The 24,648-nt window shown below is 60.3% G+C and carries 26 protein-coding genes and 1 pseudogene; 15 read left to right on the top strand and 12 right to left on the bottom strand.

Features of this window, described 5'->3' with window-relative positions:
- Positions 1-342: 342 nt before the first annotated feature.
- Positions 343-1,131, bottom strand: coding sequence for a tetratricopeptide repeat protein (locus NZ705_06770; protein ID MCS7292660.1), 789 nt, complete (start codon positions 1,129-1,131; stop codon positions 343-345).
- A 237-nt stretch (positions 1,132-1,368) separates the two neighbouring features.
- Here NZ705_06770 and NZ705_06765 point away from each other — a divergent pair, with 237 nt between their 5' ends.
- Entirely contained in the window at positions 1,369-2,307 is a 939-nt protein-coding gene (locus NZ705_06765; GenBank protein MCS7292659.1) for a trypsin-like peptidase domain-containing protein, read from the top strand.
- 3 nt (positions 2,308-2,310) lie between these two features.
- Complete coding sequence (asnS, locus tag NZ705_06760) at positions 2,311-3,702, top strand: asparagine--tRNA ligase (protein MCS7292658.1); 1,392 nt, start codon at positions 2,311-2,313, stop codon at positions 3,700-3,702.
- Positions 3,703-4,019: 317 nt separating this feature from the next.
- On the opposite strand, the gene NZ705_06755 is transcribed toward asnS, so the two are convergent.
- Positions 4,020-4,388 carry a hypothetical protein gene (locus NZ705_06755; GenBank protein ID MCS7292657.1) on the bottom strand — a complete coding sequence of 123 codons (369 nt, stop codon included), beginning with the start codon at positions 4,386-4,388 and terminating at the stop codon, positions 4,020-4,022.
- Positions 4,389-4,479: 91 nt separating this feature from the next.
- On the opposite strand from NZ705_06755, the gene NZ705_06750 reads away from it, so the two are divergent.
- The 8 genes from NZ705_06750 (at position 4,480) to NZ705_06715 (ending at position 10,115) form a co-directional block, all read left to right on the top strand.
- A complete protein-coding gene (locus tag NZ705_06750) occupies positions 4,480-4,713 on the top strand; it encodes a hypothetical protein (GenBank protein MCS7292656.1) in 234 nt (77 codons plus the stop codon).
- Between the two features lie 45 nt (positions 4,714-4,758).
- Positions 4,759-5,244: an NAD(P)H-quinone oxidoreductase subunit N gene (locus NZ705_06745; protein ID MCS7292655.1), complete on the top strand. Its 486-nt coding sequence runs from the start codon at positions 4,759-4,761 to the stop codon at positions 5,242-5,244.
- A 100-nt stretch (positions 5,245-5,344) separates the two neighbouring features.
- Positions 5,345-7,051 (top strand): hypothetical protein, encoded by a 1,707-nt coding sequence (locus NZ705_06740; protein ID MCS7292654.1) that lies wholly within the window; start codon positions 5,345-5,347, stop codon positions 7,049-7,051.
- Complete coding sequence (locus NZ705_06735) at positions 7,052-7,738, top strand: energy-coupling factor ABC transporter ATP-binding protein (GenBank protein MCS7292653.1); 687 nt, start codon at positions 7,052-7,054, stop codon at positions 7,736-7,738.
- Positions 7,735-8,394, top strand: a complete 660-nt coding sequence (gene rsmG / locus NZ705_06730) for a 16S rRNA (guanine(527)-N(7))-methyltransferase RsmG (protein ID MCS7292652.1) — start codon at positions 7,735-7,737, stop codon at positions 8,392-8,394. Before NZ705_06735 ends, rsmG begins: the two co-directional genes overlap by 4 nt.
- Positions 8,395-8,420: 26 nt before the next feature.
- Positions 8,421-8,789, top strand: coding sequence for a hypothetical protein (locus tag NZ705_06725; protein MCS7292651.1), 369 nt, complete (start codon positions 8,421-8,423; stop codon positions 8,787-8,789).
- Positions 8,776-9,666: a tetratricopeptide repeat protein gene (locus NZ705_06720; GenBank protein ID MCS7292650.1), complete on the top strand. Its 891-nt coding sequence runs from the start codon at positions 8,776-8,778 to the stop codon at positions 9,664-9,666. The genes NZ705_06725 and NZ705_06720 overlap by 14 nt, the downstream gene beginning before the upstream one ends.
- Complete coding sequence (locus NZ705_06715; protein MCS7292649.1) at positions 9,663-10,115, top strand: DUF3531 family protein; 453 nt, start codon at positions 9,663-9,665, stop codon at positions 10,113-10,115. The genes NZ705_06720 and NZ705_06715 overlap by 4 nt, the downstream gene beginning before the upstream one ends.
- Here NZ705_06715 and NZ705_06710 read toward each other — a convergent pair.
- The 3 genes from NZ705_06710 to NZ705_06700 are packed head-to-tail and all read right to left on the bottom strand — an operon-like array spanning position 10,054 to position 12,997.
- Entirely contained in the window at positions 10,054-11,019 is a 966-nt protein-coding gene (locus NZ705_06710; GenBank protein ID MCS7292648.1) for an RluA family pseudouridine synthase, read from the bottom strand. The two genes, NZ705_06715 and NZ705_06710, sit on opposite strands and share 62 nt — an antisense overlap.
- A gap of 6 nt (positions 11,020-11,025) precedes the next feature.
- The gene (aroH, locus tag NZ705_06705) at positions 11,026-11,412 is read right to left on the bottom strand and encodes a chorismate mutase (protein MCS7292647.1); all 387 of its coding nucleotides are present in this window, start codon (positions 11,410-11,412) and stop codon (positions 11,026-11,028) included.
- A 1-nt stretch (position 11,413) separates the two neighbouring features.
- Positions 11,414-12,997, bottom strand: coding sequence for a 2-isopropylmalate synthase (locus NZ705_06700; GenBank protein MCS7292646.1), 1,584 nt, complete (start codon positions 12,995-12,997; stop codon positions 11,414-11,416).
- Between the two features lie 173 nt (positions 12,998-13,170).
- Here NZ705_06700 and NZ705_06695 point away from each other — a divergent pair.
- A pseudogene (locus tag NZ705_06695) lies at positions 13,171-13,314 on the top strand (prepilin-type N-terminal cleavage/methylation domain-containing protein).
- Positions 13,291-13,746 carry a type IV pilin-like G/H family protein gene (locus NZ705_06690; protein ID MCS7292645.1) on the top strand — a complete coding sequence of 152 codons (456 nt, stop codon included), beginning with the start codon at positions 13,291-13,293 and terminating at the stop codon, positions 13,744-13,746. Before NZ705_06695 ends, NZ705_06690 begins: the two are co-directional and overlap by 24 nt.
- Here NZ705_06690 and NZ705_06685 read toward each other — a convergent pair.
- The 3 genes from NZ705_06685 to thrB all read right to left on the bottom strand — a co-directional run bounded on the left by NZ705_06685 (position 13,743) and on the right by thrB (position 17,108).
- The gene (locus NZ705_06685) at positions 13,743-14,429 is read right to left on the bottom strand and encodes a type III pantothenate kinase (GenBank protein ID MCS7292644.1); all 687 of its coding nucleotides are present in this window, start codon (positions 14,427-14,429) and stop codon (positions 13,743-13,745) included. The two genes, NZ705_06690 and NZ705_06685, sit on opposite strands and share 4 nt — an antisense overlap.
- Positions 14,426-16,162, bottom strand: a complete 1,737-nt coding sequence (locus NZ705_06680) for a polysaccharide deacetylase family protein (GenBank protein ID MCS7292643.1) — start codon at positions 16,160-16,162, stop codon at positions 14,426-14,428. Before NZ705_06680 ends, NZ705_06685 begins: the two co-directional genes overlap by 4 nt.
- 70 nt (positions 16,163-16,232) lie before the next feature.
- Positions 16,233-17,108 carry a homoserine kinase gene (gene thrB, locus NZ705_06675; GenBank protein ID MCS7292642.1) on the bottom strand — a complete coding sequence of 292 codons (876 nt, stop codon included), beginning with the start codon at positions 17,106-17,108 and terminating at the stop codon, positions 16,233-16,235.
- Between the two features lie 451 nt (positions 17,109-17,559).
- Here thrB and sds point away from each other — a divergent pair, with 451 nt between their 5' ends.
- The 3 genes from sds to nusB are packed head-to-tail and all read left to right on the top strand — an operon-like array spanning position 17,560 to position 19,842.
- A complete protein-coding gene (gene sds / locus NZ705_06670; GenBank protein MCS7292641.1) occupies positions 17,560-18,525 on the top strand; it encodes a solanesyl diphosphate synthase in 966 nt (321 codons plus the stop codon).
- Positions 18,526-18,565: 40 nt separating this feature from the next.
- Entirely contained in the window at positions 18,566-19,240 is a 675-nt protein-coding gene (locus tag NZ705_06665) for a DUF502 domain-containing protein (protein ID MCS7292640.1), read from the top strand.
- Positions 19,240-19,842, top strand: a complete 603-nt coding sequence (gene nusB / locus NZ705_06660; GenBank protein ID MCS7292639.1) for a transcription antitermination factor NusB — start codon at positions 19,240-19,242, stop codon at positions 19,840-19,842. The genes NZ705_06665 and nusB overlap by 1 nt, the downstream gene beginning before the upstream one ends.
- Here nusB and NZ705_06655 read toward each other — a convergent pair.
- The 4 genes from NZ705_06655 to NZ705_06640 form a co-directional block, all read right to left on the bottom strand.
- Positions 19,839-21,425: a cation:proton antiporter gene (locus tag NZ705_06655; GenBank protein ID MCS7292638.1), complete on the bottom strand. Its 1,587-nt coding sequence runs from the start codon at positions 21,423-21,425 to the stop codon at positions 19,839-19,841. The genes nusB and NZ705_06655 overlap by 4 nt on opposite strands.
- Positions 21,426-21,706: 281 nt before the next feature.
- A complete protein-coding gene (locus NZ705_06650; GenBank protein MCS7292637.1) occupies positions 21,707-23,056 on the bottom strand; it encodes an anthranilate synthase component I in 1,350 nt (449 codons plus the stop codon).
- Positions 23,043-23,912, bottom strand: a complete 870-nt coding sequence (locus NZ705_06645) for an energy-coupling factor transporter transmembrane protein EcfT (GenBank protein ID MCS7292636.1) — start codon at positions 23,910-23,912, stop codon at positions 23,043-23,045. Before NZ705_06645 ends, NZ705_06650 begins: the two co-directional genes overlap by 14 nt.
- The gene (locus NZ705_06640) at positions 23,912-24,631 is read right to left on the bottom strand and encodes a hypothetical protein (protein MCS7292635.1); all 720 of its coding nucleotides are present in this window, start codon (positions 24,629-24,631) and stop codon (positions 23,912-23,914) included. The genes NZ705_06645 and NZ705_06640 overlap by 1 nt, the downstream gene beginning before the upstream one ends.
- Between the last annotated feature and the right edge of the window lie 17 nt (positions 24,632-24,648).

Below are 24,648 nucleotides of genomic sequence, written 5' to 3'. Positions count from 1 at the left end.
CGATTGGTCCTGGCAAAAAGATAGTGATGGACAATGCCAGTTTTCACCGGTCGGCGGCGGTTAGGCAAGTGGTGGAAGCGGCTGGGTGTGAGCTGATATATTTGCCTAGATATTCGCCAGATTTGAACCCGATTGATTGAGCAAAAGGTGCGTAAGTTACAGGTGAGTCCAATCGAAAATCTGCAATCCTTGGTCAATGAAACTATCCGTAGCTTATGTCAAGTTTTGTGATTTTAGCTATAAAACCCAAGAGAAGACCTTACAACTGTACAGTCCTACTGGTGAGCATAACGGCATATTCGACTGTCAGAGAGATGATGCGGAAAAACCAGGTGATGGCGCCTACCGAGGCTGTTCCAGAAGTTTCTTCAACCGAGAAATCTGAGTTGGACTAAACCCAGCGCGCACTAGGTCGTCCATGCCCGCCGCTTGGGCATACCAGGGGTCGAGCGCAATAGCCCGTTGAAACACCGCACGAGCTTGAGAAATTTGATTTTGCGCCAGGTAACTCACCGCCTGCGCTAGGAGGGGGTGGGGATTATTCGGTTCCCACTTTTGGGCTTGGGTTTGGGCGGCAATGGCTTCGGCATAGCGTCCCTGGCGGTCGAGACTCAGCCCTAAGTTGTACCAGGCGGTGCCGTTTTTGGGGTCGAGTTTGAGCACGGCGCGAGTGCTGGCTTCGGCCTTCTGGGGTTGATTGAGAAAGAGGTAAACGACACCAAGGGCGTTGTGGGCTTGGACGTTTTTAGGGTCGAGCTGCAGGGCCTGTTGCAACCACTGCACGGCGATGGGGTGATTGCCACTGCGGTGTTCGGCCCATCCCCGCAACACCCAACCGGGGGCGTATCGCGGTTCCAGTGCCGTTGCGCGCGCCTGCGCTTGAGCGGCTTCGGCCCAGCGTCCCAAGCGTCCCAGGGCAATGCCCAATCCCCGCCACGCACCCGCCATTTTGGGATTGAGCTTGAGGGCGTCTTGAAATTCTTGGAGGGCTTTGGTGTTTTCGTTGCGGCTCAGGGAGCGGGTCGCCTGCTGGAACTTGCTCTGGGCTTCGGGATTGGCCGGTTGCGCCGCCAGCGGTTGTATTCCCCAAAGCGCCAGCAGTAAAACCCCTTGCCAAAACCACCGTCCCATGGGCATTCCCACTCCAAAATACCCTGTTTAAACATATAGCCAAGCCACTTGCGTTTGTCACTGAGAGCGTCAGAAAGAACGGAACTTGCCCTGCAAGCTAACGAACTTTGGTTGCCGCAACGCCAAAGAGCGCGTTAACCTAGGGGTCAGGCGGACTTCCGGCGCTGAAACTTCACCTTTATCGCACCGTCTAACGAGTCGGCGTTTATCTGGCGATGGTCTATGAGAGCTTCTGCGTTGGTTTGGCCCCTGCTGACCCTAACCCTAGCTACAACATCGCCACTGCTAGGAATCAGCCCTAGCACGGCCCAGTCCCGGTTTGCCGCCGAGGAACGGGTCAGCATTGAGGTCTATCGCAAGGCCAGCCCCGCTGTGGTCACGATTCACACTGGCTATGGCAACGGTTCGGGAACCATCATCAGCCCCGAGGGCCTGGTGTTGACGGGTGAACATGTGGTGCGGGGGTTCCGAACGGTACAAGTCATTACCAGTACAGGCGCGCGCTACAGAGGTTGGGTGATTGCCACCGACCGGCAGCGGGATTTGGCGCTAGTGCGGCTGGAGGGTGTCCAAGGACCGTTGCCCACTGTGCCCTTGGCAAATGCGGATGGGATTCAAGTGGGCCAGCGGGTGTTTGCCATCGGGAGTCCCTTTGGATTGTCGGGGACCTTGACCACTGGCATTCTCAGCCGGATCGCGCCCAACGGGGATTTGCAGACGGACGCGGCCATCAATCCCGGCAATTCCGGCGGGCCGCTGCTCAACTCCCGAGGGGAACTCATTGGCGTCAACCGCGCGATTCTCAACCCAGCAGGGATCGGGGCGAACATCGGCATTGGGTTTGCCACGAGCATTCTCAACGCGCGGGAGTTTATCGCCCAAAACCGCAACAATCCCATTCCTAAGGTGGCAACGCCGCCAGTGCCGCCTACCCCAGCGCAAGGATTTCGGCTAGGCATTGCCCTTGACCCGGAAACACTGGTGATTCAAGACGTGGAACCCAACTCGCCGGCGGAACTGATTGGGCTACGGCCAGGAGACCGCTTGTTGGCCTTGAACGGTCGTCCACTAGAGGACGCGGAGGAATTGCGGGCCTATCTACAACGGCGGCCTCGAGCCATGCTGCTGACAGTAGCGCGCCAAGGACGCATTGCCAACGTGCTGGTACAGTTTTAAGGTATGTTGGCGGCGACACCCATTCGCGAGTTATTGACCCAAACCCCACCCGATACCCCGGTGGTTGCCCAGGGGTGGGTGCGCACGCGCCGTGACTTGAAAGACTTGTGCTTTCTGGAACTCAACGACGGCAGTTGCCTGGCTAACCTGCAGGTGCTGGTGCCGAAGACCTCGCCGCTTTACGAACTGGCTGCCGGGTTGCACACGGGGTCGGCGATTGCGGTGCAGGGGTTGCTTGTGGCGTCCCCCGCTAAGGGACAGCGGGTGGAATTGCAGGCCGAAAGCATTACATTGTACGGCGACGCGAATCCAGAGACTTATCCCCTGCAAAAGAAGCGGCACTCCTTTGAGTTCCTGCGCACGATTGCCCACCTGCGCCCCCGGACTAACACCTTCGGCGCGATTGCCCGGATTCGCAACCACTGCGCGATGGCCATCCACCAGTTTTTCCAGGAGCGGGGATTTGTGTGGGTGCATACGCCTATCCTGACGGCAAGTGACTGTGAAGGGGCGGGGGAATTATTTACGGTCACGAATTTGCCCTTGCACCAATTGCCCCGCAATGAGCAGGGAGAAATTGATTTTCGCCAGGACTTTTTTGGGCGGCGGGCCTATCTAACGGTGAGCGGGCAACTGGAGGCCGAAATTATGGCCACGGCTCTCACCAAGGTCTATACCTTTGGCCCGACATTTCGCGCTGAAAACTCCAATACGTCTCGCCATCTGGCCGAGTTTTGGATGATTGAGCCGGAGGTGGCCTTTTGTGATTTGGCGGGCGACATGGACCTGGCGGAAGCCTTTTTACAGCATGTGTTTCGTTATGTGCTGGAGCATGATTTACCGGATTTGGAATTTTTCCAGCAACGGATTGAACCCACGGTTTTAACGGTGGCCGAACGGATGGCGGAGCAACCCTTTGAGCGGATGAGTTATACGGAGGCCATCGCTTACCTGAAAAAATCCGGCAAAAACTTTGAATATCCCGTGGAGTGGGGTTTGGATTTGCAGTCGGAGCATGAACGGTATCTCGCTGAAGAACTGTGTAAAAAGCCAGTGATCGTTTACGACTACCCCAAGGACATCAAAGCGTTTTATATGCGGCTCAACGACGACGAAAAAACCGTGGCGGCGATGGATGTGCTGGTTCCCAGGGTGGGCGAACTGATCGGGGGTTCCCAGCGGGAGGAGCGCTATGACGTGCTATTGCGGCGGATTGAAGCCTGTGGTTTAGACCCCGCCGCCTACTGGTGGTATCTGGATTTGCGGCGCTACGGGACTGTACCCCATGCGGGATTCGGGCTGGGGTTTGAGCGGTTGATCCAGTTCATGACCGGTATGGGCAATATCCGCGATGTGATCCCGTTTCCCCGCACACCGGATGGAATTGATTTTTGAGCTGCAGGAGCGGACCGACGCTAGAATAGGCAACTGGCGACGAATGTCTGAAGGGGAAACGAGGGCGGTCCGCTCAGCACCTTATATGGGCAGCAACCGAAACCCTAGATGTTTGCGCTCTTGTTTCTTTTCTGCCCTAGTCATTTCAAGTAACTTTGGGACATTTGCCAGTCAGTATAGCTAAGCCGCTTTAGAGAAAAGCCAAGGGCGGGGCTGTGCCCTGAAGTGGGGATGGGGCATGCTCAACCTGCTGCTATCTGGTGATGGTAGGGCGCGACAAACGTCACCCAGCGATTGGGTTGGGCCTCGGGGCACTCCTAATCCATGTCGTCAATGTGGGCGCTGATGCCGCTAGCTAGGACTTGGATGAGCAGGTCCAGGGTTTCCTGGGAGCTGGTCCGCTGCCCCATGCCTTGAAGCTGCAGGTGGAGACCCTGCACCACCTGTTCGCACTCCTGGGCCTGGTGTTTGCTCCAGGATTCCCAATGGCTGAGCAGGTCGTAGATAAAAGCCATGCGGGTTACGGTGGAGTCGTCCAGGTCCAGGTTCTGGCACCACAAGGCGGCAATCACCCGCATCAGGGCGCGCGCGTCCTCGCCTGTGCGAATCAGGCTCCCCAGTTCCAAAACGGGTCGAGTGCCCACGCTCCAGGTTTGGCAGGCGGCGCGAAAGTCGGTGATGTTCATCGTTGGTTTTTCCCGCTCCCACCTACTGTAACTCGTTTTAGGGGCCAGCTTTGTTACCGTTGTAGTAGTGCGAGGTTGACCAGACCCAAAGATGAACCGTTTGTTGCTGATCTTCGGGCTGGCGGCTCTGCTGCTCCCAGTCCCAGCTATTGCGGCTGAGTCTCGGGTTGCCCAAGCCTGCGCCACGCGGCGGGTGCGGGAGTTACCCATCCCCTTTGCTGATTTGGACCCCAACCACTGGGCCTTTGAGGCCGTCATGACCCTTTACTACTGCGGGGCCTACCGAGGCGGGATACCACGAGACCCCCAGTTGCCTGCTCGCTAGGGCAAACTCTGTTACAGTTTTAGTAAATGGCCTGGGGAAAAGGGTATGGCGCTCATTGTCATTGGCAATCAGTTTGAGCAGGATTTGGAGCAACACGGGGCGCTGGCGGTGTGGGTGCCACCGGAAGGCGGTCACGAAGGACGCTATCAACGGCGCTTGAAGGGCGCGGGGTATCGCACGCTCCATATGACAGCGCGCGGCATGGGTGAACTGGAGGCGTTTTTGACTCGCTTTCACGGGGTGCGTCCGGCCCACTTGGGAAAAGCCCTGGCCCAAACCGCAGCAGTTGGCGATGTGTACTACTTCCCGCCCTTGCTCGACCAAGCGCTGGCGGCGTTACCTCCCCAGGCCAAGGGCGTGGTACTGTGGCTGATTGAAGGCAAAGTGTTGTCCCGCCAGGAATTGCGTTATTTGACGGTGGTGCCGACCCAGTACCCCCGCTGCAAGGTGGTGGTGGAGGTCGCCAGTGGCCGCGAGTTTCGCTGGCAACCTCTCAAAACCTACCTGGACCAGGGGTTGATAACTGTTTAATGTATGTACGCTTATATACATATATGGGCATCTAGCCATGAAATTAAGTGAGCGCGCTTATATACATATATGGGCATCTAGCCATGAAATTAAGTGAGCGGTGCCAGCGGTTGTGCGTCTGACGTTTAGCTACCAAGCACGGATTGCCACCAGCTCAGAACAGCATCAGGTGCTGTCTGCCTATGCAGAATTATTTGGCCGGGCGGAGCGGTCATTATTCGCTGTCACGGCTGCGGGGCGGGACAAAAACCAGACAAAACGGGAATTCCTGCAACGGTTTGGTATCACTTCCAGACAATTCAACAGTGCACGTGTGGAACTAGAAGGACGCATACAAGCTGTCAAAGAAAGTCAATTGACGCCGATTGAGGAGTTGCAACAGAAAATACGCGAGGCAGAACGAGTCATTAAGAAGGAAAAGCGTCGGTTTGTCTTGCACCAAAAGCAACGGTGCTTGGCTAGGTTGCAAAGTCAACTGTCGCGGCTGGAAGCCGATAGGCACAGTGGCAAGATACGGCTGTGTTTCGGTTCCAATCGACTGTTTCGCCAGCAGTTTGCTCTGGCGGCTAATGGTTATGCTTCTCACGCGGAATGGTTAGCCGACTGGCGGTTTAGCCGTTCTCGACAGTTTTTCGTACTTGGTAGTCAGGATGAGACAGCCGGTAATGTATCATGCCAAGCCGTACCGGAAACGGACGGGACGTTCACGCTTTATCTGCGCGTGCCGGATGCCCTTGTGGATTCATTTGCTGACCACTTGTCTCCAGGACCAGAGCAAAAAGGAAAGAAAGTCTACCTGAAGTTAACGGGCCTTCGGTTTGCCTATGGTCATGACCAAATTGTGCAAGCGTTACAGGGAGTGAAGGTACGCACGACCACGCGTAGCGGCAAAGCTACGACCAAGCGTATCGGTACAGCCGTTAACTATCGTTTCATCCTGGATGCGCGTGGTTGGCGAGTCATCGTCAGTATCGAACAAATGCGACCAGAACCGGTGACCAACCTGGCGGCTGGTGCTATTGGTGTGGACATCAATGCTGATGGTGTGGACATCAATGCTGACCACTTGGCCGTAACCGAAATGGACCGGTATGGGAACTGGGTCGCGTCTTGGCGGTTTGACCGGAACCTGTACGGCAAGACGACTGGTCAAGCACAAGCCATGATTTTGGAAACCTGCGCCCAGGTTGCGCGGTTAGCAGCAGAGAAGGGAAAGCCGTTGGTTGTAGAAGAGCTCGACTTTCAGCGTAAACGGGCGCAGCTAGAGAGTGAATCACCCCGCCGTTGCCGTCAGTTGTCGAGTTTTGCTTATCGTAAGGTTTTAACTGGTCTCAAGTTGGCTGCGTTGAGAGCGGGGGTGGACGTGTGTGAAGTCAACCCAGCCCACAGCAGTGTTATCGGTGCGGTTAATTACGCCAGGAAACTTGGCATTTCACCGCATCTTGCTGCAGCGTTGGTGTTGGCTAGAAGAGTTTTGCGCCTGGGTGAACGACCCGCTTGCCGGGGGACAGTCATTGTTCCCTGCCGAGACGGCTATGTCACCTTTTCCCTACCTGCAAGGAATCGGGGAAAGCATGTATGGTCGTTCTGGCGGGGAGTTGCTCAGGCGTTAGCGGCGGTCGTACCGCAGTCACTGAGTCGTGCGAGTCTCCAGCTACCACCAGCTGGAGATGACCGACCACCTACCGCCCCGAGAGCGCGGTTTGCGTGCAGCAGTGGCTTGCCGGTGAGACTCCGGCACGCTCCGCCTCCGTCGGTGGCGGAGGAAGTTGTCAACAGTACCGTTCGGTTGGCAGCCTGTGGATAGTTGTCCATAGTTTTAGGAACGGTGAAAACGGCCATTGCCCTAGAAAACGTTCGCTTTGGTTGGTCGCCGGAGCGGCTGGCTCTCCAGGACTGCACGTTGCGAGTGCCCCAGGGGGAGTTCTGGATGCTACTGGGAGCCAACGGCAGCGGCAAGTCCACGTTGCTGAAAATCCTGGCGGGTTTGATTGAACCAGACCAGGGGTCCGTCGAACTGGCGGGTCCAGTTGGCCTGGTGCTGCAAAATCCCGACCATCAGGTGGTGATGCCCAGCGTCGGCGCGGATGTGGCCTTTGGGCTGGCGGATGTGCCCCGAAAACAGTGGGCCGCGCGGGTGGAACAGGCGTTGCGCCTGGTGGGCCTGTGGGAACTGCACAACCGGCCCGTCTATAGTTTGAGCGGCGGGCAAAAACAACGCTTGGCGATTGCAGGTGCTTTGGCGCGCCAGGTGCCCATTCTGCTCCTGGATGAACCGACCGCCTTCCTCGACCCCGACCAGCAACTGGAACTGGCGCAGCAGGTGCAACAGTTGGTGCGAGCTACGGGCGTGACGGCCCTGTGGGTGACCCATCGCTTGGAGGAACTCGCCTACTGCGACCAGGCGGTGTTGCTTAGTGACGGACGCATTACTCGGCAAGGGACGGGTCTGGAACTCCAGCAGTACATTCAACAGCAGTACGATGCGGCATGATGCCTAGCCCCCTGGAGACCTGGCCAGGCAGCACCTCCAACCCTGACCCCCGCTGGCAAGCGCTGTACGAGGCCATCCTGCAGGGCAATCAACGGCTCAATCTCACCCGCATCACGGCACCGGCGGATTTCTGGGAAAAGCACCTGTGGGACAGCGCCCAGGGGATTCGCCCCTATCTCTACGAGACAGCCCCATGGCGGGTCGTAGATATTGGCACCGGCGCAGGATTTCCAGGACTCGTGGTGGCCCTGTTGCAACCCCACTGGCGGGTTACGCTGCTCGACGCTCGCCACAAAAAGACTCACTTTCTCCAGCAGTTGGTGGCTGATTTCAGGTTGGAAAACGTCACCGTGCTCACGGGGCGGGCGGAGGTGTTGGGTGCGACCCCTGCCCACCAGCGGGCCTATGATTTGGTGTTGTTGCGAGCAGTGGCCCCCGCTGACCAAGCGCTGGCCTATGGCGCGCCGTTCGTCAAACGCGGTGGTCATTTGGTGCTCTACCAGGGGCGATGGACGGATGCGCAAACAGCGGCGTTGACGGCCCACGCTCAGGGGTTACAATTGGTGCAGATTGACGCGCAACGGACGCCCTTGACCCACGCAGCGCGCCACTATATACATCTGGTGCGGAACTTGGCGGGGCCAGGTGATTCTTAACGGGAGTAACGTGTGGGAGAGACATCATGCGTGCTTTGACGGTGACAATGGGATTGTTCCTAGCAACCCTCACCCTGACCCCCACCTTGCCGACTTTAGCCCAAACCAACCGCTTCCAGGAAATCATGAATCTGAAGCGGGCGCAGAATCTGGCGCGCATGGCGGGGGAACGGGCCAACGGCGGGATTGAGGTCTATCGCACCGAACCGGCCATGCACCGGACAGTGGGCACGGTGGGGGAAGCCCGTTATGAAGACGTGGGCGACGCCTGGGTTTTCACGTTTCGGGGGGGCACGCCGGAGGAAGTCGCCGCCGGTCGTTATTCGATTCGGACGGTGGTGCGGGTGGATAAACGGACATTCCAAACCAGCATCCTGAGCAATGAGCGGATTTAGGGTCAAACGCTGGGGGTGTGCCATCCTGGCGGCCCTAACGCTGGGGCTGACGGCCGTACCGGCCCAAGCGGGCGATCCCTTTCGCCGCAACCCTCCCCGTCCCATCAGCGACCAGACGGAGCAGGCGTTTGAGCAGGTGTTTCGCTTCGGCAACTACCCCCGGGCGCGGGCGATTCTTGCCGACCTCCTGGCCCAAAATCCATCGGAACCCCTGGTCTATGCCCTGCAGGCGGCCATGGCCTATCTAGACGGTGATTTGACCACGATGGCTCAGGCCGCCACTCGCACGATGCAGGCGGCGGAACAGCTACAGAGAACCGACCCCCTGCGAGGACACCTGTACGTGGGCGTGGCCCATTTCCTGGAAGGCGGCGTCATTGCGACGGAAAACCGGCGAAATCTCCTATTGGTCGTCCCCCAATTGTTGGACAAGGTGCGGGTGGCCCTGGCGGCCTTTGACCGGGCGGCCCAGGTGGACCCCAACGACCCCGAACTTAATCTCATCCGGGGGTTTGCTGACCTGCTCATTGCCATCAACATCCCCTTTAGCAATGTGGACGAGGCGGTGAATCGCTTGCGTCGCTCGGGAGCGCCCCCTTATCTGGTGCATCGGGGCCTGGCCCTGGCCTATCGAGATATGAAGCGATGGGCTGACGCGCTCCAGGAAGTGGACAAGGCGTTGGCCGCCGCGCCCAACCATCCCGAATTGCACTACCTAAAGGCCCAAATCCTGGCGGGGCAGCAAAACTACGCGGAAGCGGTTCGGTGGTTTGACCAGGCCCTAGCCATGGAGGCGCAATTGCCGCCTGTACTTGTGCAGCAAATTCGCCGCGAACGGGAACGGGCGCAACGACGGTTGGTGACGACCCCGCCATGAACGTCCAATTCCGGGAGGTGGATGTCTTTAACCTGTGGCTGTGGTTTGAGTTTGTCCAGCCACCGGACAACCAAGCCCGCCAGTATCTAGAGGAAATTCTCAGCTCCTGGTTTTTGCTGGGCAAATTGGGCGGATTCAACGCCGAAAACCTACAGGTCCAGGAGCAGGGCTACGACCTGAACTTTTTCCCCTACGACAACCAGGCGGGGGAACGGGCGATGCAGGCCCTCATGCACAACATGGGGGACGTAGAGTACCGGGATCACTGGGCGCGCTGCTGGTTCGACTTGGGCACGAGCGACGCGCTGGCTCTGGATGTCCTCATCAATGCTCTACGTCAGTTTTCGCGCGAGTATGTGCCCCTGAAAACGGTCATCATTGGCGGCGTCAATCCCGATTGGCCGGTGGAACGGGGGGAACCGCCATCCCCATTGCTGGGTTATGTCTGAACCCCAGGTGGCGGAGCAATTGCTGGAGCGACGGGGGTAAGGGCGCTGTGACGGTTTGGGACTCACCTGTGGCGGGATGTTGGAAATGCAAGCGCCAGGCATGCAGGGCTTGACCCGGCAAATAACGGCTGAAGGTGCGCCGGGCACTGTACAGGGGGTCGTTCACCAGGGGGTGTCCCAGGTGACTCAGATGCACCCGAATCTGGTGGGTTCGCCCCGTCTCCAGGCGGAAATGCACCCAGCTATAATCGCCCTGCATGTCCAATACGCGCCAGTGGGTGACTGCCGGTCGCCCGGTGGGTACCACTGCCATTTTTTGCCGGTGCCGGGGATGCCGACCGATGGGCGCGTCAATGGTGCCGGTGGGCGTGGGTAAACGCCCGTGAATCAGCCCTAGGTACTCCCGCTGCATCTGGCGGCTTTGGAGTTGCCGTTGCAGGTGCTGCAGGGCCGCCGCCGTTTTCGCCACCACCATCACCCCCGTCGTGTCCTTGTCCAGGCGATGCACAATCCCTGGGCGCTGCTTGTCAGCCATGTCCAAAAAGTGGGGGCAATGGGCCAGCAGCGCATTCACCAACGTTTGATCCCAATGCCCAGGCGCCGGATGCACCACCAACCCCGCCGGCTTGTTCAGGACCAGCAGGTGGTCATCCTCGTACAAGATGTCCAAGGGCATGGGTTGAGCCGGCGTATCCAGGGGCGTCGGCGGCGGCAGGTGAATCTGCACCCAATCGCCGGGCCGCAAGGGGTGATTTTTATCCGTCTGCACCCGCTGGTTGACCCAGACCCGCCCCTGCTGGATGAGCTTTTGGAGGCGGCTGCGGGACAAGTCCGACCACTGTTGGGCGAGACCCTGGTCCAACCGGGCGATGGGCGTGGTTACCCGAAATTCCCGCACCTCCATCGGTTCTCAATGGCTGTAGCTCCAGTCCGGTCGCAACTGTTGGGCCCCCCGCAGGTAGGGATGCACCAGGCGCTGGGACGCCGGCAGGTAGGCGTGGGCCAGCAGGCGAATGCAGCGGGGCAACCCCTGGGCCACCACCATGTGCTGCACGTCTAGCATCGCCACCTCATCCCAATGGGGGCGCTCGCGGGCCACCGTCGCTGGGTAAATAGCATCCAAATCCGGCGTCACGCTAAAGGTCACACTCAGCAGTTGCCGGGGGTGCAGGTGGTTTTCCCGCTCCAGGGTTTCGAGTAATTCCAAGACCGCTTCGCGAATGGCCGCTACCGTATTGGCCTCCGCCGTCGTCGCGCCCCGTAACGCTCGCCAGCACCAATCGCTGTGCTCCGCCATGTCACGTTTGACTGGTGACCACCGGCGTCGGGGGTTGCTGCAGGGCATTGTACAGCCGGTTCAGGGCGTTCATGTAGGCCTGGGCCGACGCCACGATGATATCGGTGTGGGCCGCATGGCCACTGTAGGTGCGCTGGTTGTGCTCCAGCCGGATTGTCACTTCGCCGATGGCGTCAATCCCCTCTGTCACCGACTGCACCGAGAATTCCACCAGCCGGTTGGGCACCTGCACCACCCGGTTAATCGCTTTGTACACCGCATCCACCGGCCCTGTTCCCGTTGCGGCATCTGTGCGCTCTTCCCCATTGGGCAACCGCACCGTCACCGTCGCCGTGGGAATTTCGTGGTCACCGCAGGAGACCTGCACCCGTTCCAGCCGGAAATTCACCACCACCGGCGTCTGCATCTCGTCGCTGGCAATCGCCTCCAAATCCCGGTCGGTAATTTCCTTTTTCTTGTCCGCTAGTTCCTTGAAGCGCACAAAGGCCCGGTTGAGTTCCTGGTCGTTCAACTCATAGCCCAACTCCCGCAAGCGGGTGCGAAAGGCGTGGCGGCCCGAATGTTTCCCTAGCACGATTTGATTGGCCTGCCAGCCAATGGTGCGGGCGTCCATGATCTCGTAGGTCTGGCGGTGTTTGAGCACTCCGTCCTGGTGAATCCCCGACTCGTGGGCAAAGGCGTTCGCCCCCACAATCGCCTTGTTGGGCTGGACCACCAGGCCCGTCAACTGGGACACCAAGCGCGACGTCTTGTAAATCTGGGTGGTGTCAATCCGAGTCAAGGGTTCCGTCGAGTCCACCGGGCGACCCAGGTAGGGGTTGAAGTAACTGCGCCGTACGTGCAACGCCATGACGATTTCCTCCAGGGCCGTATTGCCCGCCCGTTCCCCGATGCCGTTGACCGTCACCTCCACCTGGCGTGCTCCGTTTTTAATTGCCTCCAGGAAATTGGCCGTCGCCACGCCCAAATCGTTGTGCCCATGCACCGAAATCACCGCCCGGTCAATGTTGGGTACGTTCTCCTTGATGCCTTTGATCAACTGGCCAAATTCCTCCGGCATCAAGTAGCCGACCGTGTCGGGGATATTCACCGTCGTGGCCCCGGCTTCAATCACCGCCGTGAGTACTTGATACAGATATTCCGGGTCGGTGCGGGCCGCATCCATCGGGGAAAACTCCACATCGTCCACGTAGCTTTTGGCCTTGCGCACCATGGCTACGGCAATATCGAGCACTTCCTCCCGGCTCTTGCGCAACTGGTGTTTGAGGTGAATATCCGACGTGGAGATGAAGGTGTGAATGCGGGGCCGTTCTGCTGGCTCCAGGGCCTTGGCTGCCGCCTCAATGTCGGCTGGGACCGCCCGCGCCAGGGAGCAGATGATGGGCCCGCGCACCTCCTTAGCAATCGTGCGCACCGCTTCAAAATCCCCCGGGCTGGCATAAGCAAACCCTGCTTCAATGATGTCCACTCCCAACCGCTCCAGTTGCCGGGCAATGATGAGTTTTTCCTCAACGTTCAAGCTCGCCCCTGGGCACTGTTCCCCATCCCGCAACGTGGTGTCGAAAATCAAAATCCGGTCGGCCATAGACCCCTTTGGCAAGCCATCGCCTTCCTAATATACCCAATTTTGTCTCCCACCCAGCCCTTCTGTCATCTCACGGTATTAAGGATTTCTATAGACAGGCTTGTGGTGAAGTATCAGCTGGTTGGGTACGTTTTCATCAAGTGCTTCTGGTCACCGTCCATTGGAGAACCTGTATGACGAGTGCAGCGTGGCAACGCTACTGGGTGCAGCGTTGGGGGCGACGGTCAGCCCAAGGGGGATTTACGCTGATAGAACTGCTGGTGGTGGTGGTGATAACAGGCGTTTTGGTTGCCATTGCCCTGCCGAGCTTTCTCGACCAATCCGTTAGAGCCAGGCAAGCCGAAGCCAAAACCACCCTGAATGCCTGGACCAAAGCGCAACAACTTTACCGCCACGAGTATGGTCGTTTTTTTTCGTTCCATGACCTGGCGCTCGGGCTGCCCACAGATAGCAAAAATTACAACTATCTCGGCGGCGGCGGGGAAGAAGAATTTGCAGACGACTTTGCCCGACTGATGGCCTACAGCAAGAATGACTCCCTCAAACGCTATGCTGCCGGCGTGGAACGAGACACCGTGGCTGTAAACTTGCCAGATGGTCGGCGCGAATACCAGGTTCACAACCTCCCCGTCTTGTGCGAGAGCCACGCACCCGGTCGCGGTTTAGCGGAAAGGCCCGTGGTCAATGACGCGCGCGATGGGGCATGGCCCACCTGCCCGGCGGGCTACGTCAATATCTTTCGCCCCTAGCGGCTTTGCCACCACTGGCCCAGCGCCTGCAACAGCAAATCCGGTGCCCAGACAAGCGTAGGTCTTTCTTGCCGCAATTGCCGCCAAAGCCATGCGCCATCACCGCCGGTGAGAACCACTCGCTCCGGCCACTGGTTCAGGTAAAAACGCAGCCCCGCCAGCACGCTGTACCCAACCCCGCTTTGAATCGCCTGCACGGTATCTCGCGTCCACAGGGGTGGTAGTTGCGTTGGCCATTCCACCAGCGGGAGCGCACCGGTTCCCTGGTGCAAACTGCGGCACTGGAGCGCTAACCCCGGCAAAATTGCCCCGCCGATGAACACTCCTTGGGCGTCCACTGCATTTAATGTGATGGCGGTTCCCGCATCAATCACCAGTACGGGCGGGCCGTACAACCGGGCGGCTCCCCAAGCAGCTAACGCCCGGTCCACTCCCAACGTCGGGTAAACCCCTAGCAAAGGGATGTCCGACAACGTCAACACGCGCGCGTGGGGATGGCATTGCCAGCGGGTCACCTGACTCGGCACCGGCGAAACCACGTACAACGGCCAGCGGCAGTGGGTTGCAACCCAGGTGGTGGTGGGGCTATCCCAGGGCGTATGCCAGGTACGTTTTAAGCGCCCGTTGCGCCACCAGCCCCAGTGATAACGACTGTTACCGGCAACCAGACCCAGCACATTCACGGCATTCCCGGCGGCAAGAGCAACACGGCATGGGGGGTCGGTCGGGGTTCGTAATCGGTGTACCTGCGTCCTTGGTAAGCCAGGGCTGCCGTTGCGCCCGAATCCAGCATCACCGCCTCTCGAAAACCAACCTTGGCCAGCGCTCGGCCCAGGTGTACCGAATCCACCCGGTTTTTGGAAATGCCAATCATCGGCTGCCCGCTGTGGTGGAGTCCCCAGAACGCCCGGTGCCGGTAGGCGTCAAATCCGTAGAGATTGCCGAAACTGGCGTGATCGCGCGGCTGGCCATCCTTGACCAACCAGGCGGAGGCGACAAATAAATCGGTGACGCCCGGCACCTCGGCCTGAACCCCCGCCAGGGTGTTGTGGCGGTCTGGGTCAAAGGGCAGAAACTGCACGGTTTTGGGGGTGATCACGACAAGGGGCCGGCCCCGCAGCTTGGGAGTATCGCCGTTGCCGCCCGGGATAAATTGGCGCGTATTCTGGGCCAGCACTGGCCCAATCATCACGTTGGAATTCAGCGACTCCAGGGAGAAAAAGCCCCCATCTACAACGGCTGTAGCGCGGGGTTCGCGCCGCAGAAACTCCTCCACTTGATAGCGGGCATCGGCGTGATAGGTGACCGGACGCCCGCCGCTGACCAGCACCAACTCCACCCCCTCCACCGTCGTCTGCTGCAACCGAATGGGCGCTGTGAAATCCACCCCAGCCAAGGGCGCCGCCGCCGGTGACCCGCCCCAGGCGTGTTCCACCAGACTAGGCAAGCGCGATTGCCCAAACCGTTCAATGGCCAGCAGGTCCGCCGATTGACCGGCGTAAAATTCCTCGCCGTTGCGCATGGTGAATGCCGCCAGGTAACCCGCCCTTTGGGTGGCTGCCCGCACCCGCTCGTCGTAGTGCCCCACCGGATAGACGAAGTAATGGATAGGCCGTCCCAGTTCCCGCTCCAACACCTGCTTGGACACCACCAACTCCCGCTCCAGGGCCACATCGTCCAGAGAACGTAAATCCAACGGGTGGGTCACGCTGTGGGAGGCAATGGTCACCAGCGGGTTTTGGGCCATCTCCCGCAGTTGTGCCCAGGTCATCTTAGGCCGGTTCCCACCCGTGCCGACTCCCTGGGTATAGATGGCAAACGCCGCCGGGTAGTTGTACTTCTGGAGCAGGGGATAGACGTATTCATAATGACCGCGATAGCCGTCGTCAAAGGTCAGCACGATGGGTTTGGGGGGCAAGGGCAAGCCAGTGCGCAGGTGGGTTACCAGCACCTCTAAACTCACCGGCGTCAATCCCTGGCTTTGGATCAGGCGAAAGTGTTCTTCGAGTTCCTGGGGGGTGACATCAAAAAAGACCTGCTTGTGGGGGGTAATGTCGTGGTACATCATCACCGGCACCCGCGCGGTTTGCGCCGCTTGTGCCAGCTTGGGCCAAGGGTCTTGGCGTAAAAACGGGATGAGTTGGTCGCCCATGGCCGCTGCAAAACTCACCGCATCCCACCGCTGCTGGGTCATGGTTTGAGTCACTGGGACGTGCCAGCAGGTGAGTATTGATAACTGGGTCAAAGCTCCGGCGGCACAATCATCGCCAGCCTGCTGGTGCGCCCGCCCTGGCCATCGCAAGGGTGTGGTCCAGAGAACCATCGCCAGCCCCGTGAGAGCACCCAGGCCAAACCCCGTCAATACTGCCGGCCATAGCGATAACCGACGCCGGGTACGTCCACGCACTTTCACCATTGCTGTCCAACGCCCCCACCACCAGGCCGTCCGCTCCCATTCTAGGATGCACCGTCTCCCCTGCAAAGGGTCAGGCGTTGACCTGGGCTCCCTGGGCCGTGACCTTGGCGACCCGAGTCAGCGCCTGCACACCCAGCTCCCGCCACGCCTGCACCATTGCGACTGCCACCCCCTCTGCTTGCGCCGGTGCCGTTAACGCCAACAAGGTGGGCCCAGCGCCACTGATGACAACGCCGTAGGCCCCCGCCGCTAGAGCTGCCTGTTCCACCTGGTCATAGCCCGGAATCAGTCGCCGCCGGTAGGGTTGGTGCAAGCGGTCCTGCAACCCCCGGCGTAGGAGGGTTGGGTCGCCCCGCTGCAAACCTTGGAGTAAACACCCCAGTGCTCCCAGGTTGGCCACGGCATCCCGGTAGGGGACTTGGGCCGGCAAAACCGCCCGCGCTTCAGCCGTTGCCAGCGGGAAATCGGGAATCGCCAGCACTGGCACAACGTCCGAGTGCCAGGAAATCGCACACACGTGCCCGTCGCAGACCAAGCAGCAGCCTCCCCGCCAAGCTGGTACGACATTATCGGGATGCCCCTCGAGGGCCACCGCCCAGTCCAGCAATTCCGTTTCCGGGACCGGTTGTCCCAATAAATACTGCGCCGCCAACAAGCCCGCCACAATTGCCGTCGCCGAGCTGCCCAATCCCCGCGCCAAGGGCACCTCCAGTTGCAGCGCCAGGGTCACCGGCGGTACGGGCTGGCCCAGGCGTTCGTACACCAGGGCAAAGGCGCGGTAGGCCAAATTGTCTGGCGGTAAGTCAGCCCCGACCACTTCAACCGGTTTGCCTGCGGACCGCACCGTAAAGCGGAACCGGTTGCCAAAATCGAGCGCCGCCCCCAGACAGTCAAAGCCTGGCCCCAGATTGGCCGTCGTCGCTGGCACCCAGACCTCAACCGCCATTTAACCCTGGAACCGTTGCCACCAGCGGGCCCACAGGCTCAACAGTAGATAGATCACCCCTACGTAGCCCGTCGCCGCTAGGACAATCACAACCGGTAGTGGAGTCGTCATTGGCCCTCGCCCAACACAACTTGCGCCACTCCTGGCGCACCTGTAGCCCTCAGCTTGCAAACCCCGGGTCGGCTTCCCTAAACTGCTTTGTCTTTCCCGCTTACTATCTCAGCTTGTTATCAACCTAGACGCACGCCTGGACCAGTGGGAGGTCAAACCTTGAAGGCGTCACCGTCTGGAAAATCTTCTAATTCCAAATCTAACACGGCGGGCGACCAATCTGAAAAAAACATGAACGCTAGGCCAGCTTCTCAACGTCCGCCACCTAGCCAGCGCTGGCTTGCGCAGGGTTGCATCCCTTAGAATAGGGATACACAATGTAAAAAAATGTAACTCAACCATGACCCTGGTAACTGCGCCGTTTGCCCCGATTGAAGCCGACCTACAGGAGTTGAGCGAGCGCTTGCGCCAGTTGGTGGGGGGACGCCATCCCATCCTGTCCGCAGCGGCGGAGTACCTGTTTGGGGCGGGAGGCAAACGCTTGCGCCCAGCCCTGGTGTTGTTGGTGGCCAAGGCGACGGCGGGAGAAGTGACGATGCAGCACCGGCGGTTGGCAGAAATCACTGAAATGATCCACACAGCCAGCCTGGTGCATGACGACGTGGTGGACGGGGCGGATATGCGCCGCAATGTCCCAACGGTGCATACCTCCTTCGGCAACCGGGTGGCCATCTTGGCGGGGGATTACCTTTTTGCCCAGTCCTCCTGGTACTTGGCCAACCTGGACAATCTCACGGTGGTCAAGCTCCTGTCGCGGGTGATTATGGACTTTGCGGAGGGGGAAATCCGCCAGAGCATGACCCATTTCGACCCAGACTTGTCCTTTGAGGAGTACATCGAGAAGACGTTTCTGAAGACAGCGTCTCTGATGGCGGCCAGTTGCAAGGCGGCAGCGGTGTTGAGCAATTGTCCCGAGTCCCTGTGCGAGCAGATGTACCAGTACGGGCGCTACCTGGGGCTGGCCTTTCAGGTGGTGGACGACATCTTTGATTTCACAGGCTCCAGCGCCGTGTTAGGCAAGCCAGCGGGCGCCGACCTGCAGGAGGGCAACCTCACCGCGCCGGTGCTGTTTGCGTTGCAGGAAACCCCAGCGTTGCGCAAGCTGGTGGAGCGCAAGTTCAGTGAGCCGGGGGATTTGGAGCAGGCGGTGGCCCTGGTGCGCATGGGCAGTGGCATTGAACGCTCCCGCCAAATGGCCCAGGAGTATGCCCAGCGGGCGACCACCTTTTTGACAGACCTACCCCCGTCGCCGGCGCGGCAATCCCTGTGGGACCTGACCGAGTATGTTTTGTCGCGGTTGCACTGAATTATGCTAATTTCAAACACACAAGGCTGGTGATGGGCCTATGTCCACTTGGCGGCAGGACCTGAAGAATGACCTGATTGCGGGATTGCTGGTGGTCATCCCCCTAGCGACCACGATTTGGATCACCTTTGTCACGGCCAACTGGGTGGTCCGGCTGTTGACCCGCATCCCCAAGCAGTTGAACCCCCTGAATTTACCGCCCCTGTTGCAGGACCTGGTGAATTTGTGCGTAGGGTTGACGGTGCCGCTGGTGGGCATTTTGCTCATCGGGCTGATGGCGCGCAATATCGTGGGCCGGTGGTTGTTGAACCTAGGGGAGCAGATTCTGCAGCAAATTCCCCTGGCCGGGTCGGTCTACCGAACGCTGAAGCAACTGTTGGAAACGCTGTTGCGGGACTCGGGTCAAAAATTCAGCCGGGTGGTGCTGGTGGAATATCCCCGCCGAGATGTGTGGGCGGTGGCCTTCGTGACTGGGACACCAGGGGAGGTGATTGAGCGCGCCTTGCCGGTGCCGCGCCAGGAGACGCTGGTGAGCGTGTTTATCCCCTCGACCCCCAACCCGGCGACGGGGTGGTACGCCATGGTACCGGAGCGGGACATTGTACCGTTGCCCATCTCGGTGGAGGACGCCTTCAAACTGCTGGTTTCGGGGGGCATCGTTAACCCCACCCTGGCGGGTTCTCCGGAATCCCTGTTGCCTTCGGAGCGGGTCTAATGCAACCCCGGCGCGTGGCGCGCGAGCTGGCCTTGTTGGGCTTGAGTCAGATGGCGCCAGGCAAGGCGGTTGACCTGGAGGAGTTGATCCTGGCGGCGATTCGCACCTTGACCCAGGAACTGGAGGACACCCTAGAGCAAGCCAGCAGCACTTTGAAGCGGGCCTATGAGCAGTTGGAATTGCACCCGGCCAGCGCCCAGGCCCATCTCCAGGAGGCGATGGAGGCTACCCGTACGGCGATTAACTACCTGGGAACCGCGACCCATTTGCCAGAGTGGGTGTACCTGGCGGGCCAAGCAGAGGTGCGTCAGTTTGCCCTGACCTTGCTTCAAACCTGGTACGCCCACCGCCAGGAAATTGACGACCTGATGCAACGGGGCATCCGCGGCTGGCAGCTCCACCGGCTGCATCGCATGGAGCGGGATATTCTCCGGCTGGCGACGACGGAAATGGTGTTTCTGGAGACGCCGGTGCAAGTCGTGATGAACGAAGCGGTGGAGTTGGCCAAGCGCTACTGCGGGGCCGACAGCTACCGGTTTATCAACGGCACGCTGCGCCAGATTTACCTGGTGCATCAGGCGGAAACCGCCGCCCAACCCTAGCGCGACTCCTCGACCACAACCACGGGCAAGGGACTGCTTTCCAGGACCGCCTGTGACACGGAACCCATGAGCAGTTCCGGGCGTTGTCCCCGCTTGCCCATGACGATTTCGGTCGCCCCCACCGTTGCCGCCGTGCGCAGGATGGTTTCCACGACCGCCCCTTCGACGCAGAGCAACTCGTGGCGAATATCAGCCAGGAGACGGTTGGTTTGCTGGCGCAACCAAGTGATGCCTGCGGGGTCGGCTACTTGCACGACATGGAGAACCACCACCCGGCCATCGCTACGGCGGGCCAACTCGGCGGCCTTGGTCAACACCGCCACCGCCAGGGGGGACACATCCACCGCCGCCAACACCACCACTGGCTGTCCCACACTGACCTTGGTGGGGTCTACCGGGCCTCGGCTGAGCAATCGCGGCGCAAAGGTGGGAATTGCCCAAGCGCCCAGGGGAGCCGTCACCAGGATAGAAAGGGCCGCCAGGGCTAGGATCTGCTCGCCCCCGGGGATGCCCGCCGCCAGGGGTAAGGCCCCAATCGCCGCCTGCACCGTAGCTTTGGCGGAATTCCCCGCCAGCAGAAAGAGCCGTTCTCGGGGATTCCAGTTGCTGCCCCAGGTGGAGAGCCACCAGCCCAACCCTCGACCCACCAGTGTCCCGAGCGCCAGGATCAAGAGTCCGTCGCGCCAGATCGTTCCCAGCACCGCTAGAGGAATACTCGCCCCCAGCAGGACGAACAAAAACAACTCCGCGCCCACCCACAGACCGTCGAAACTCCCCCGCAACCGTCGGGCTAGGGGAGCGTCCACTTCGATGAGAAAAAAGCCCGTGGCCATCACCGCCAGGTAACCGGAATACCAGGGGAGGCGTTCAGCGCCGACGACAAGTGACAGGGCTAGGGCTGCCGTCAGCAGTCCCTCCTGCACCGCATTCTGAGTCCAGTTTTGCCGGACGAACAACCACACCAGCACCTGGGCCATTAACCAGCCCAGCGCAACCCCCAACCCGACTTGGGCCAGCACCTGCACCGGCCACCACCAGAGACTGGCGGTTTCGGTTTGCGCCGTCAACCAGCCCATCAACAAATTGAACAGCAACAGCAGCAGCACATCTGAGAGGGCGCTCCCCGTCAAGATGGCGTCGGGGATGCCCTTGTCCACGCCCCAGCCCAAACTCTTGAGCCGCAACATGCCGGGGACAATCACCGCCGGTGATTCCGCCCCTAGCACACAGCCCAGAAGCAGTCCCCGTTGCCAATCAAAGGTCAACAGGGCCGCCGCCGCTATCGCCACGACCACCATCTCCCCGAGCGCTGGGAGAAAACCCAGGCGTAGGGCCACAGTGCCCTGCTGCTTCAGTTTTTCCCGGTCGAGTCCCAGGCCCGCCTTCATCAAAATCACCATCACGGCGATGACCCGCACATCCGACGCCCCCGCCAGTAGTTCGGGACGGAGCACCTGCAACCCCTGGGGGCCGAGCGCTATGCCCACCAGCACCATGCCCACCAGCGCCGGTACCCGCAATCGCTGGGCAATCTGTCCTCCCAAAAAACCGCAGAGAATCAGCGCGATGAGGCTATCTAGCACGGGCCGGCCCTAGCTCGCAAAAACGACTTATCCACCATTGAACACCCGTGGGGTTGCCAACTGACGGTTGTGTCGCACTCGTCTACAGGTTGGGTAGGGTCTAGTCTGGACTTGGGTCGTAGGACGCAGCCCTGTTCCTGGTTTTCCAGTTGATTACTTGACAAACTCAAGTGGCTTGGCTGGGGGCAATGACCAGTTCCGGCCGAGTAAAAAGCTCTAGTCTCCACGACTAGAGCCAACATTCCACAGGGAGTAACTAACATGGCGTATAGTAGCTCATTTTAAGCCCAACTGCCAAGGGATTTGTCGTCCGGGACACCTAATGCCACAAGTTGCGCCTGGGCCTTTTGCAGCGATTCACGCCACTCCCGCTCAGGGTCGCTGTCGCTGACAATGCCCGCGCCCACCTGTCCCCAGGCCATGCCGGCACCCGCCGGAAACAGCAACGTGCGGATCAAGATATTCCAATCAGCCCGGCCTCGCCAGTCCCAGTAGCCGCAGGACCCGTAAAACAAGTTGCGGCGCTGGGGTTCCAGCATCTGGAGGATTTCCATACAACGAACCTTGGGACAGCCGGTGATGGTGCCCCCAGGAAACACCGCTTGGAACACGTCCGCAGGCGTCCATTGCGGGCGCAGTTTGCCAGTAATCCGGCTTACCAGGTGCATCACATGACTGTAACGCTCGATGGTCAACAGCTCCGCCACCTGCACGGAACCGGTCTGGCACACCCGTCCCAGGTCGTTGCGCTCTAAATCCACCAGCATGATGTGTTCGGCCCGCTCCTTGGGGTGTTGTTGCAGTTCCGCCGCCAGGGCGCTATCCTCGGCGGGCGTGCGTCCCCGAGGTCGTGTGCCAGCAATCGGACGGGTTTCGATTCTATCTCCCTGCACCTGCACCAGGCGCTCCGGCGAGCAACTGACCACTTGGCCCCAGGGTGTCTGCCAGTAGCAGGCGAAGGGAGACGGATTCAACCGGGTCAAGCGCTGATAGACGCGCCAGGGATGGGCCGCCGTCGGCACCCCGAACCGCACCGACAAGTTGGCCTGGAAAATGTCTCCTGCCCGGATATGGGCCTGCACCTTCTGTACCCGCTGCTGGTAGTCCCAGGGAGATAATTGCCATTGCACCGGACCGTTCGGCGCTTGGTCGGGAAAATCGAGTTCTGCCGCGCGGTGCAACTGCTGCGCCAGGGTTCGGAGCTGGTCGCCATCGCCTGCGCCTAGGTATAGCCGGTTCTCCTGGTGGTCCAAAACGGCGCACCAATCCGGTTGAAACCAAAACCCCACTGGAAAGGGCAACGGGTCGGGCGCCAAGGGGGGCAAGCGTTCCCAGCCCCATACCGCTTCGTAGGCCAGCCAGCCCCACCAGCCGCCCGCAAAGGGAACAGGCTCCGGCGCTCCAAGCTGGGGCACACGTCGTAAGTGGCGGCGCATCCAGGGGAGCAACGACTGGACCTCCAGGGCCACCCAGCGCTGACCAGCAGCACACAGGGAATACCGCCCCCCACTCCCTGGCGGGCTTTCCAGCAGCGCCGCTACCGGCTGGGTCAACCCTAACCGGGCAAACACCTGGCTACCGGTGCGTCCTTCCAGAGGCCATTCCCGCCAGACCCAGTTAGCTCCCACCATAGACCCAGCGTGCGCCGCACAATCCCAGCAGGGCCAGCACTGCGAGCGTATCGCCCCACTGCCATCGCGCTGGTCGCCAGTGCAACGGAGGCGCTTGACCGGGTTGATAGCCCCGCACCACCATCGCCGTCGCCACCTGTTCCGCTCGGAGAAACAAATTTACCAGCAGTCGCTCGGCCACTCGCAGCCACACCTGGATGACCTGCCGCAATTTCAACTTGGACCAACGAATCCCCCGCATCTGCACCGACCGCACCAGATTTTGCACCTCCTCCAACACCAGGGGGATAAACCGCAGCGCCAGGGTCAAACTGAGGCTGATTTCTGCCACCGGCCATCCCCAACGCCGCAGGGGTTGTAAACACCAGGTCATGGCCGCTGCAATCGCTTCGCTGGGGGTCGTCAGCAGGTACAGGTGGGTGGCATAGACCAGCGTGAAAAACAAACTGCTTAACCGCCAGGCCAATTGCCAGGAGCGCTGGGTGACCGTGAACCAGTGCCAGCGCCACAGCACGTAGTCGTAGGAGGTCGGCGGCGTGCCGTCCTCAGAGGGTAAACGCGGTTGCGTCGTCACCGCCAAACCGTCCGGCGCCAGGGCAATGACCACCAGCAAGACCAGGCAAAAGGCGGCCAAACCGCCCAGTTGCTTGCGCCACACCCGCGGGGGTAGACCGGAAAGCAGGGTTAGCGCCACCAGCAGGGCTACCAATACCCCACGCCAGAGACCATTGGCCAGGATGGGCGTCAGCAGGAGGGCCATCAACCAGCCTAACTTCACCCGCGCATCCAGCCAGTGCAACCAAGTCTGGGGGGATTCCAGGTAAAGACCCAGGGGCAACGAGCGCAGCAGGTCCATTAACGGCGCGTCAGGATGGTCATCTGCTGTTCAAACCCCCGCAGGGTTTCACTCAAAGCCTGCACCTCCTGCCGTTGGCGTGGATTGCCCACCTCCATCGCCCGCAGTTGGTTTTGCAATTGCTGGAGGACCCCCGCCGCATCCTGCACTAGGGTTGCCAGCGCTGTGAGGTGGGCCGAACGGATGTCCTGACCGGCCTTGGCAAGCTGGATATTGCGAGCTAAACTCGCAGCCAATTGGGCAAACTGCTCTGAGGCCGCAGGACCGACGTGCCGTTGCTGGCGTTGCACCTGGGCCAGTTGCCGCTCCAGCGTCTCCACGGACAACACCGCTTCATCCATCTGCCGGAGCCGCGCGAGCTGTTGTTCCACCGCCTGGGGTAGGGTTTGCACCTGGTCGCACACCTCCTGCACCGTAATCAGCAGGTCGAAATCGGGGGCATCAGCCAACAACCGCGCCGCTTCGGCTCGAACCTGTTCGGCTCCTTCCACCAAACGATGCACCTGTTGTCGCAGGTCCGAGATTTGCCGGGCCAAGGCCGGGTCGAGTCGCGCCTGAAGCTCCCGCTGGTGCAAAAACCCACTTGCGCCCAGGGCCACCCCAACCCCTACCGGCACCACAAGCAGCCGCGGCAGGGACCCAACTCGCACGCCGACGACCCACACAAGCACCCCCAGGAACACAGCCAAGGGATAGTGCAGGGGATTGACCAAGGACACAGGCGCTCCAGCAGAGG

This window comes from Gloeomargarita sp. SKYB120, assembly GCA_025062155.1.
Taxonomy (GTDB): Bacteria; Cyanobacteriota; Cyanobacteriia; order Gloeomargaritales; family Gloeomargaritaceae; genus Gloeomargarita.
Note: the sequence above shows the minus strand (reverse complement) of the source record. Positions and strands in the feature narration are given on the sequence as shown.

What these genes read in the sequence shown, in the direction of transcription:
- NZ705_06700 (MCS7292646.1), bottom strand. Translation starts at nt 12,997, where the DNA reads ATGGCCGACCGGATTTTGATTTTCGACACCACGTTGCGGGATGGGGAA.
- NZ705_06770 (MCS7292660.1), bottom strand. Translation starts at nt 1,131, where the DNA reads ATGGGACGGTGGTTTTGGCAAGGGGTTTTACTGCTGGCGCTTTGGGGA.
- NZ705_06645 (MCS7292636.1), bottom strand. Translation starts at nt 23,912, where the DNA reads ATGGACCTGCTGCGCTCGTTGCCCCTGGGTCTTTACCTGGAATCCCCC.
- NZ705_06710 (MCS7292648.1), bottom strand. Translation starts at nt 11,019, where the DNA reads ATGGAGGTGCGGGAATTTCGGGTAACCACGCCCATCGCCCGGTTGGAC.
- NZ705_06720 (MCS7292650.1), top strand. Translation starts at nt 8,776, where the DNA reads ATGAGCGGATTTAGGGTCAAACGCTGGGGGTGTGCCATCCTGGCGGCC.
- NZ705_06650 (MCS7292637.1), bottom strand. Translation starts at nt 23,056, where the DNA reads ATGGTGGGAGCTAACTGGGTCTGGCGGGAATGGCCTCTGGAAGGACGC.
- NZ705_06725 (MCS7292651.1), top strand. Translation starts at nt 8,421, where the DNA reads ATGCGTGCTTTGACGGTGACAATGGGATTGTTCCTAGCAACCCTCACC.
- NZ705_06715 (MCS7292649.1), top strand. Translation starts at nt 9,663, where the DNA reads ATGAACGTCCAATTCCGGGAGGTGGATGTCTTTAACCTGTGGCTGTGG.
- thrB (MCS7292642.1), bottom strand. Translation starts at nt 17,108, where the DNA reads ATGGCGGTTGAGGTCTGGGTGCCAGCGACGACGGCCAATCTGGGGCCA.
- NZ705_06755 (MCS7292657.1), bottom strand. Translation starts at nt 4,388, where the DNA reads ATGAACATCACCGACTTTCGCGCCGCCTGCCAAACCTGGAGCGTGGGC.
- sds (MCS7292641.1), top strand. Translation starts at nt 17,560, where the DNA reads ATGACCCTGGTAACTGCGCCGTTTGCCCCGATTGAAGCCGACCTACAG.
- NZ705_06680 (MCS7292643.1), bottom strand. Translation starts at nt 16,162, where the DNA reads ATGGTGAAAGTGCGTGGACGTACCCGGCGTCGGTTATCGCTATGGCCG.
- rsmG (MCS7292652.1), top strand. Translation starts at nt 7,735, where the DNA reads ATGATGCCTAGCCCCCTGGAGACCTGGCCAGGCAGCACCTCCAACCCT.
- NZ705_06745 (MCS7292655.1), top strand. Translation starts at nt 4,759, where the DNA reads ATGGCGCTCATTGTCATTGGCAATCAGTTTGAGCAGGATTTGGAGCAA.
- asnS (MCS7292658.1), top strand. Translation starts at nt 2,311, where the DNA reads ATGTTGGCGGCGACACCCATTCGCGAGTTATTGACCCAAACCCCACCC.
- aroH (MCS7292647.1), bottom strand. Translation starts at nt 11,412, where the DNA reads ATGGCGGAGCACAGCGATTGGTGCTGGCGAGCGTTACGGGGCGCGACG.
- NZ705_06750 (MCS7292656.1), top strand. Translation starts at nt 4,480, where the DNA reads ATGAACCGTTTGTTGCTGATCTTCGGGCTGGCGGCTCTGCTGCTCCCA.
- nusB (MCS7292639.1), top strand. Translation starts at nt 19,240, where the DNA reads ATGCAACCCCGGCGCGTGGCGCGCGAGCTGGCCTTGTTGGGCTTGAGT.
- NZ705_06665 (MCS7292640.1), top strand. Translation starts at nt 18,566, where the DNA reads ATGTCCACTTGGCGGCAGGACCTGAAGAATGACCTGATTGCGGGATTG.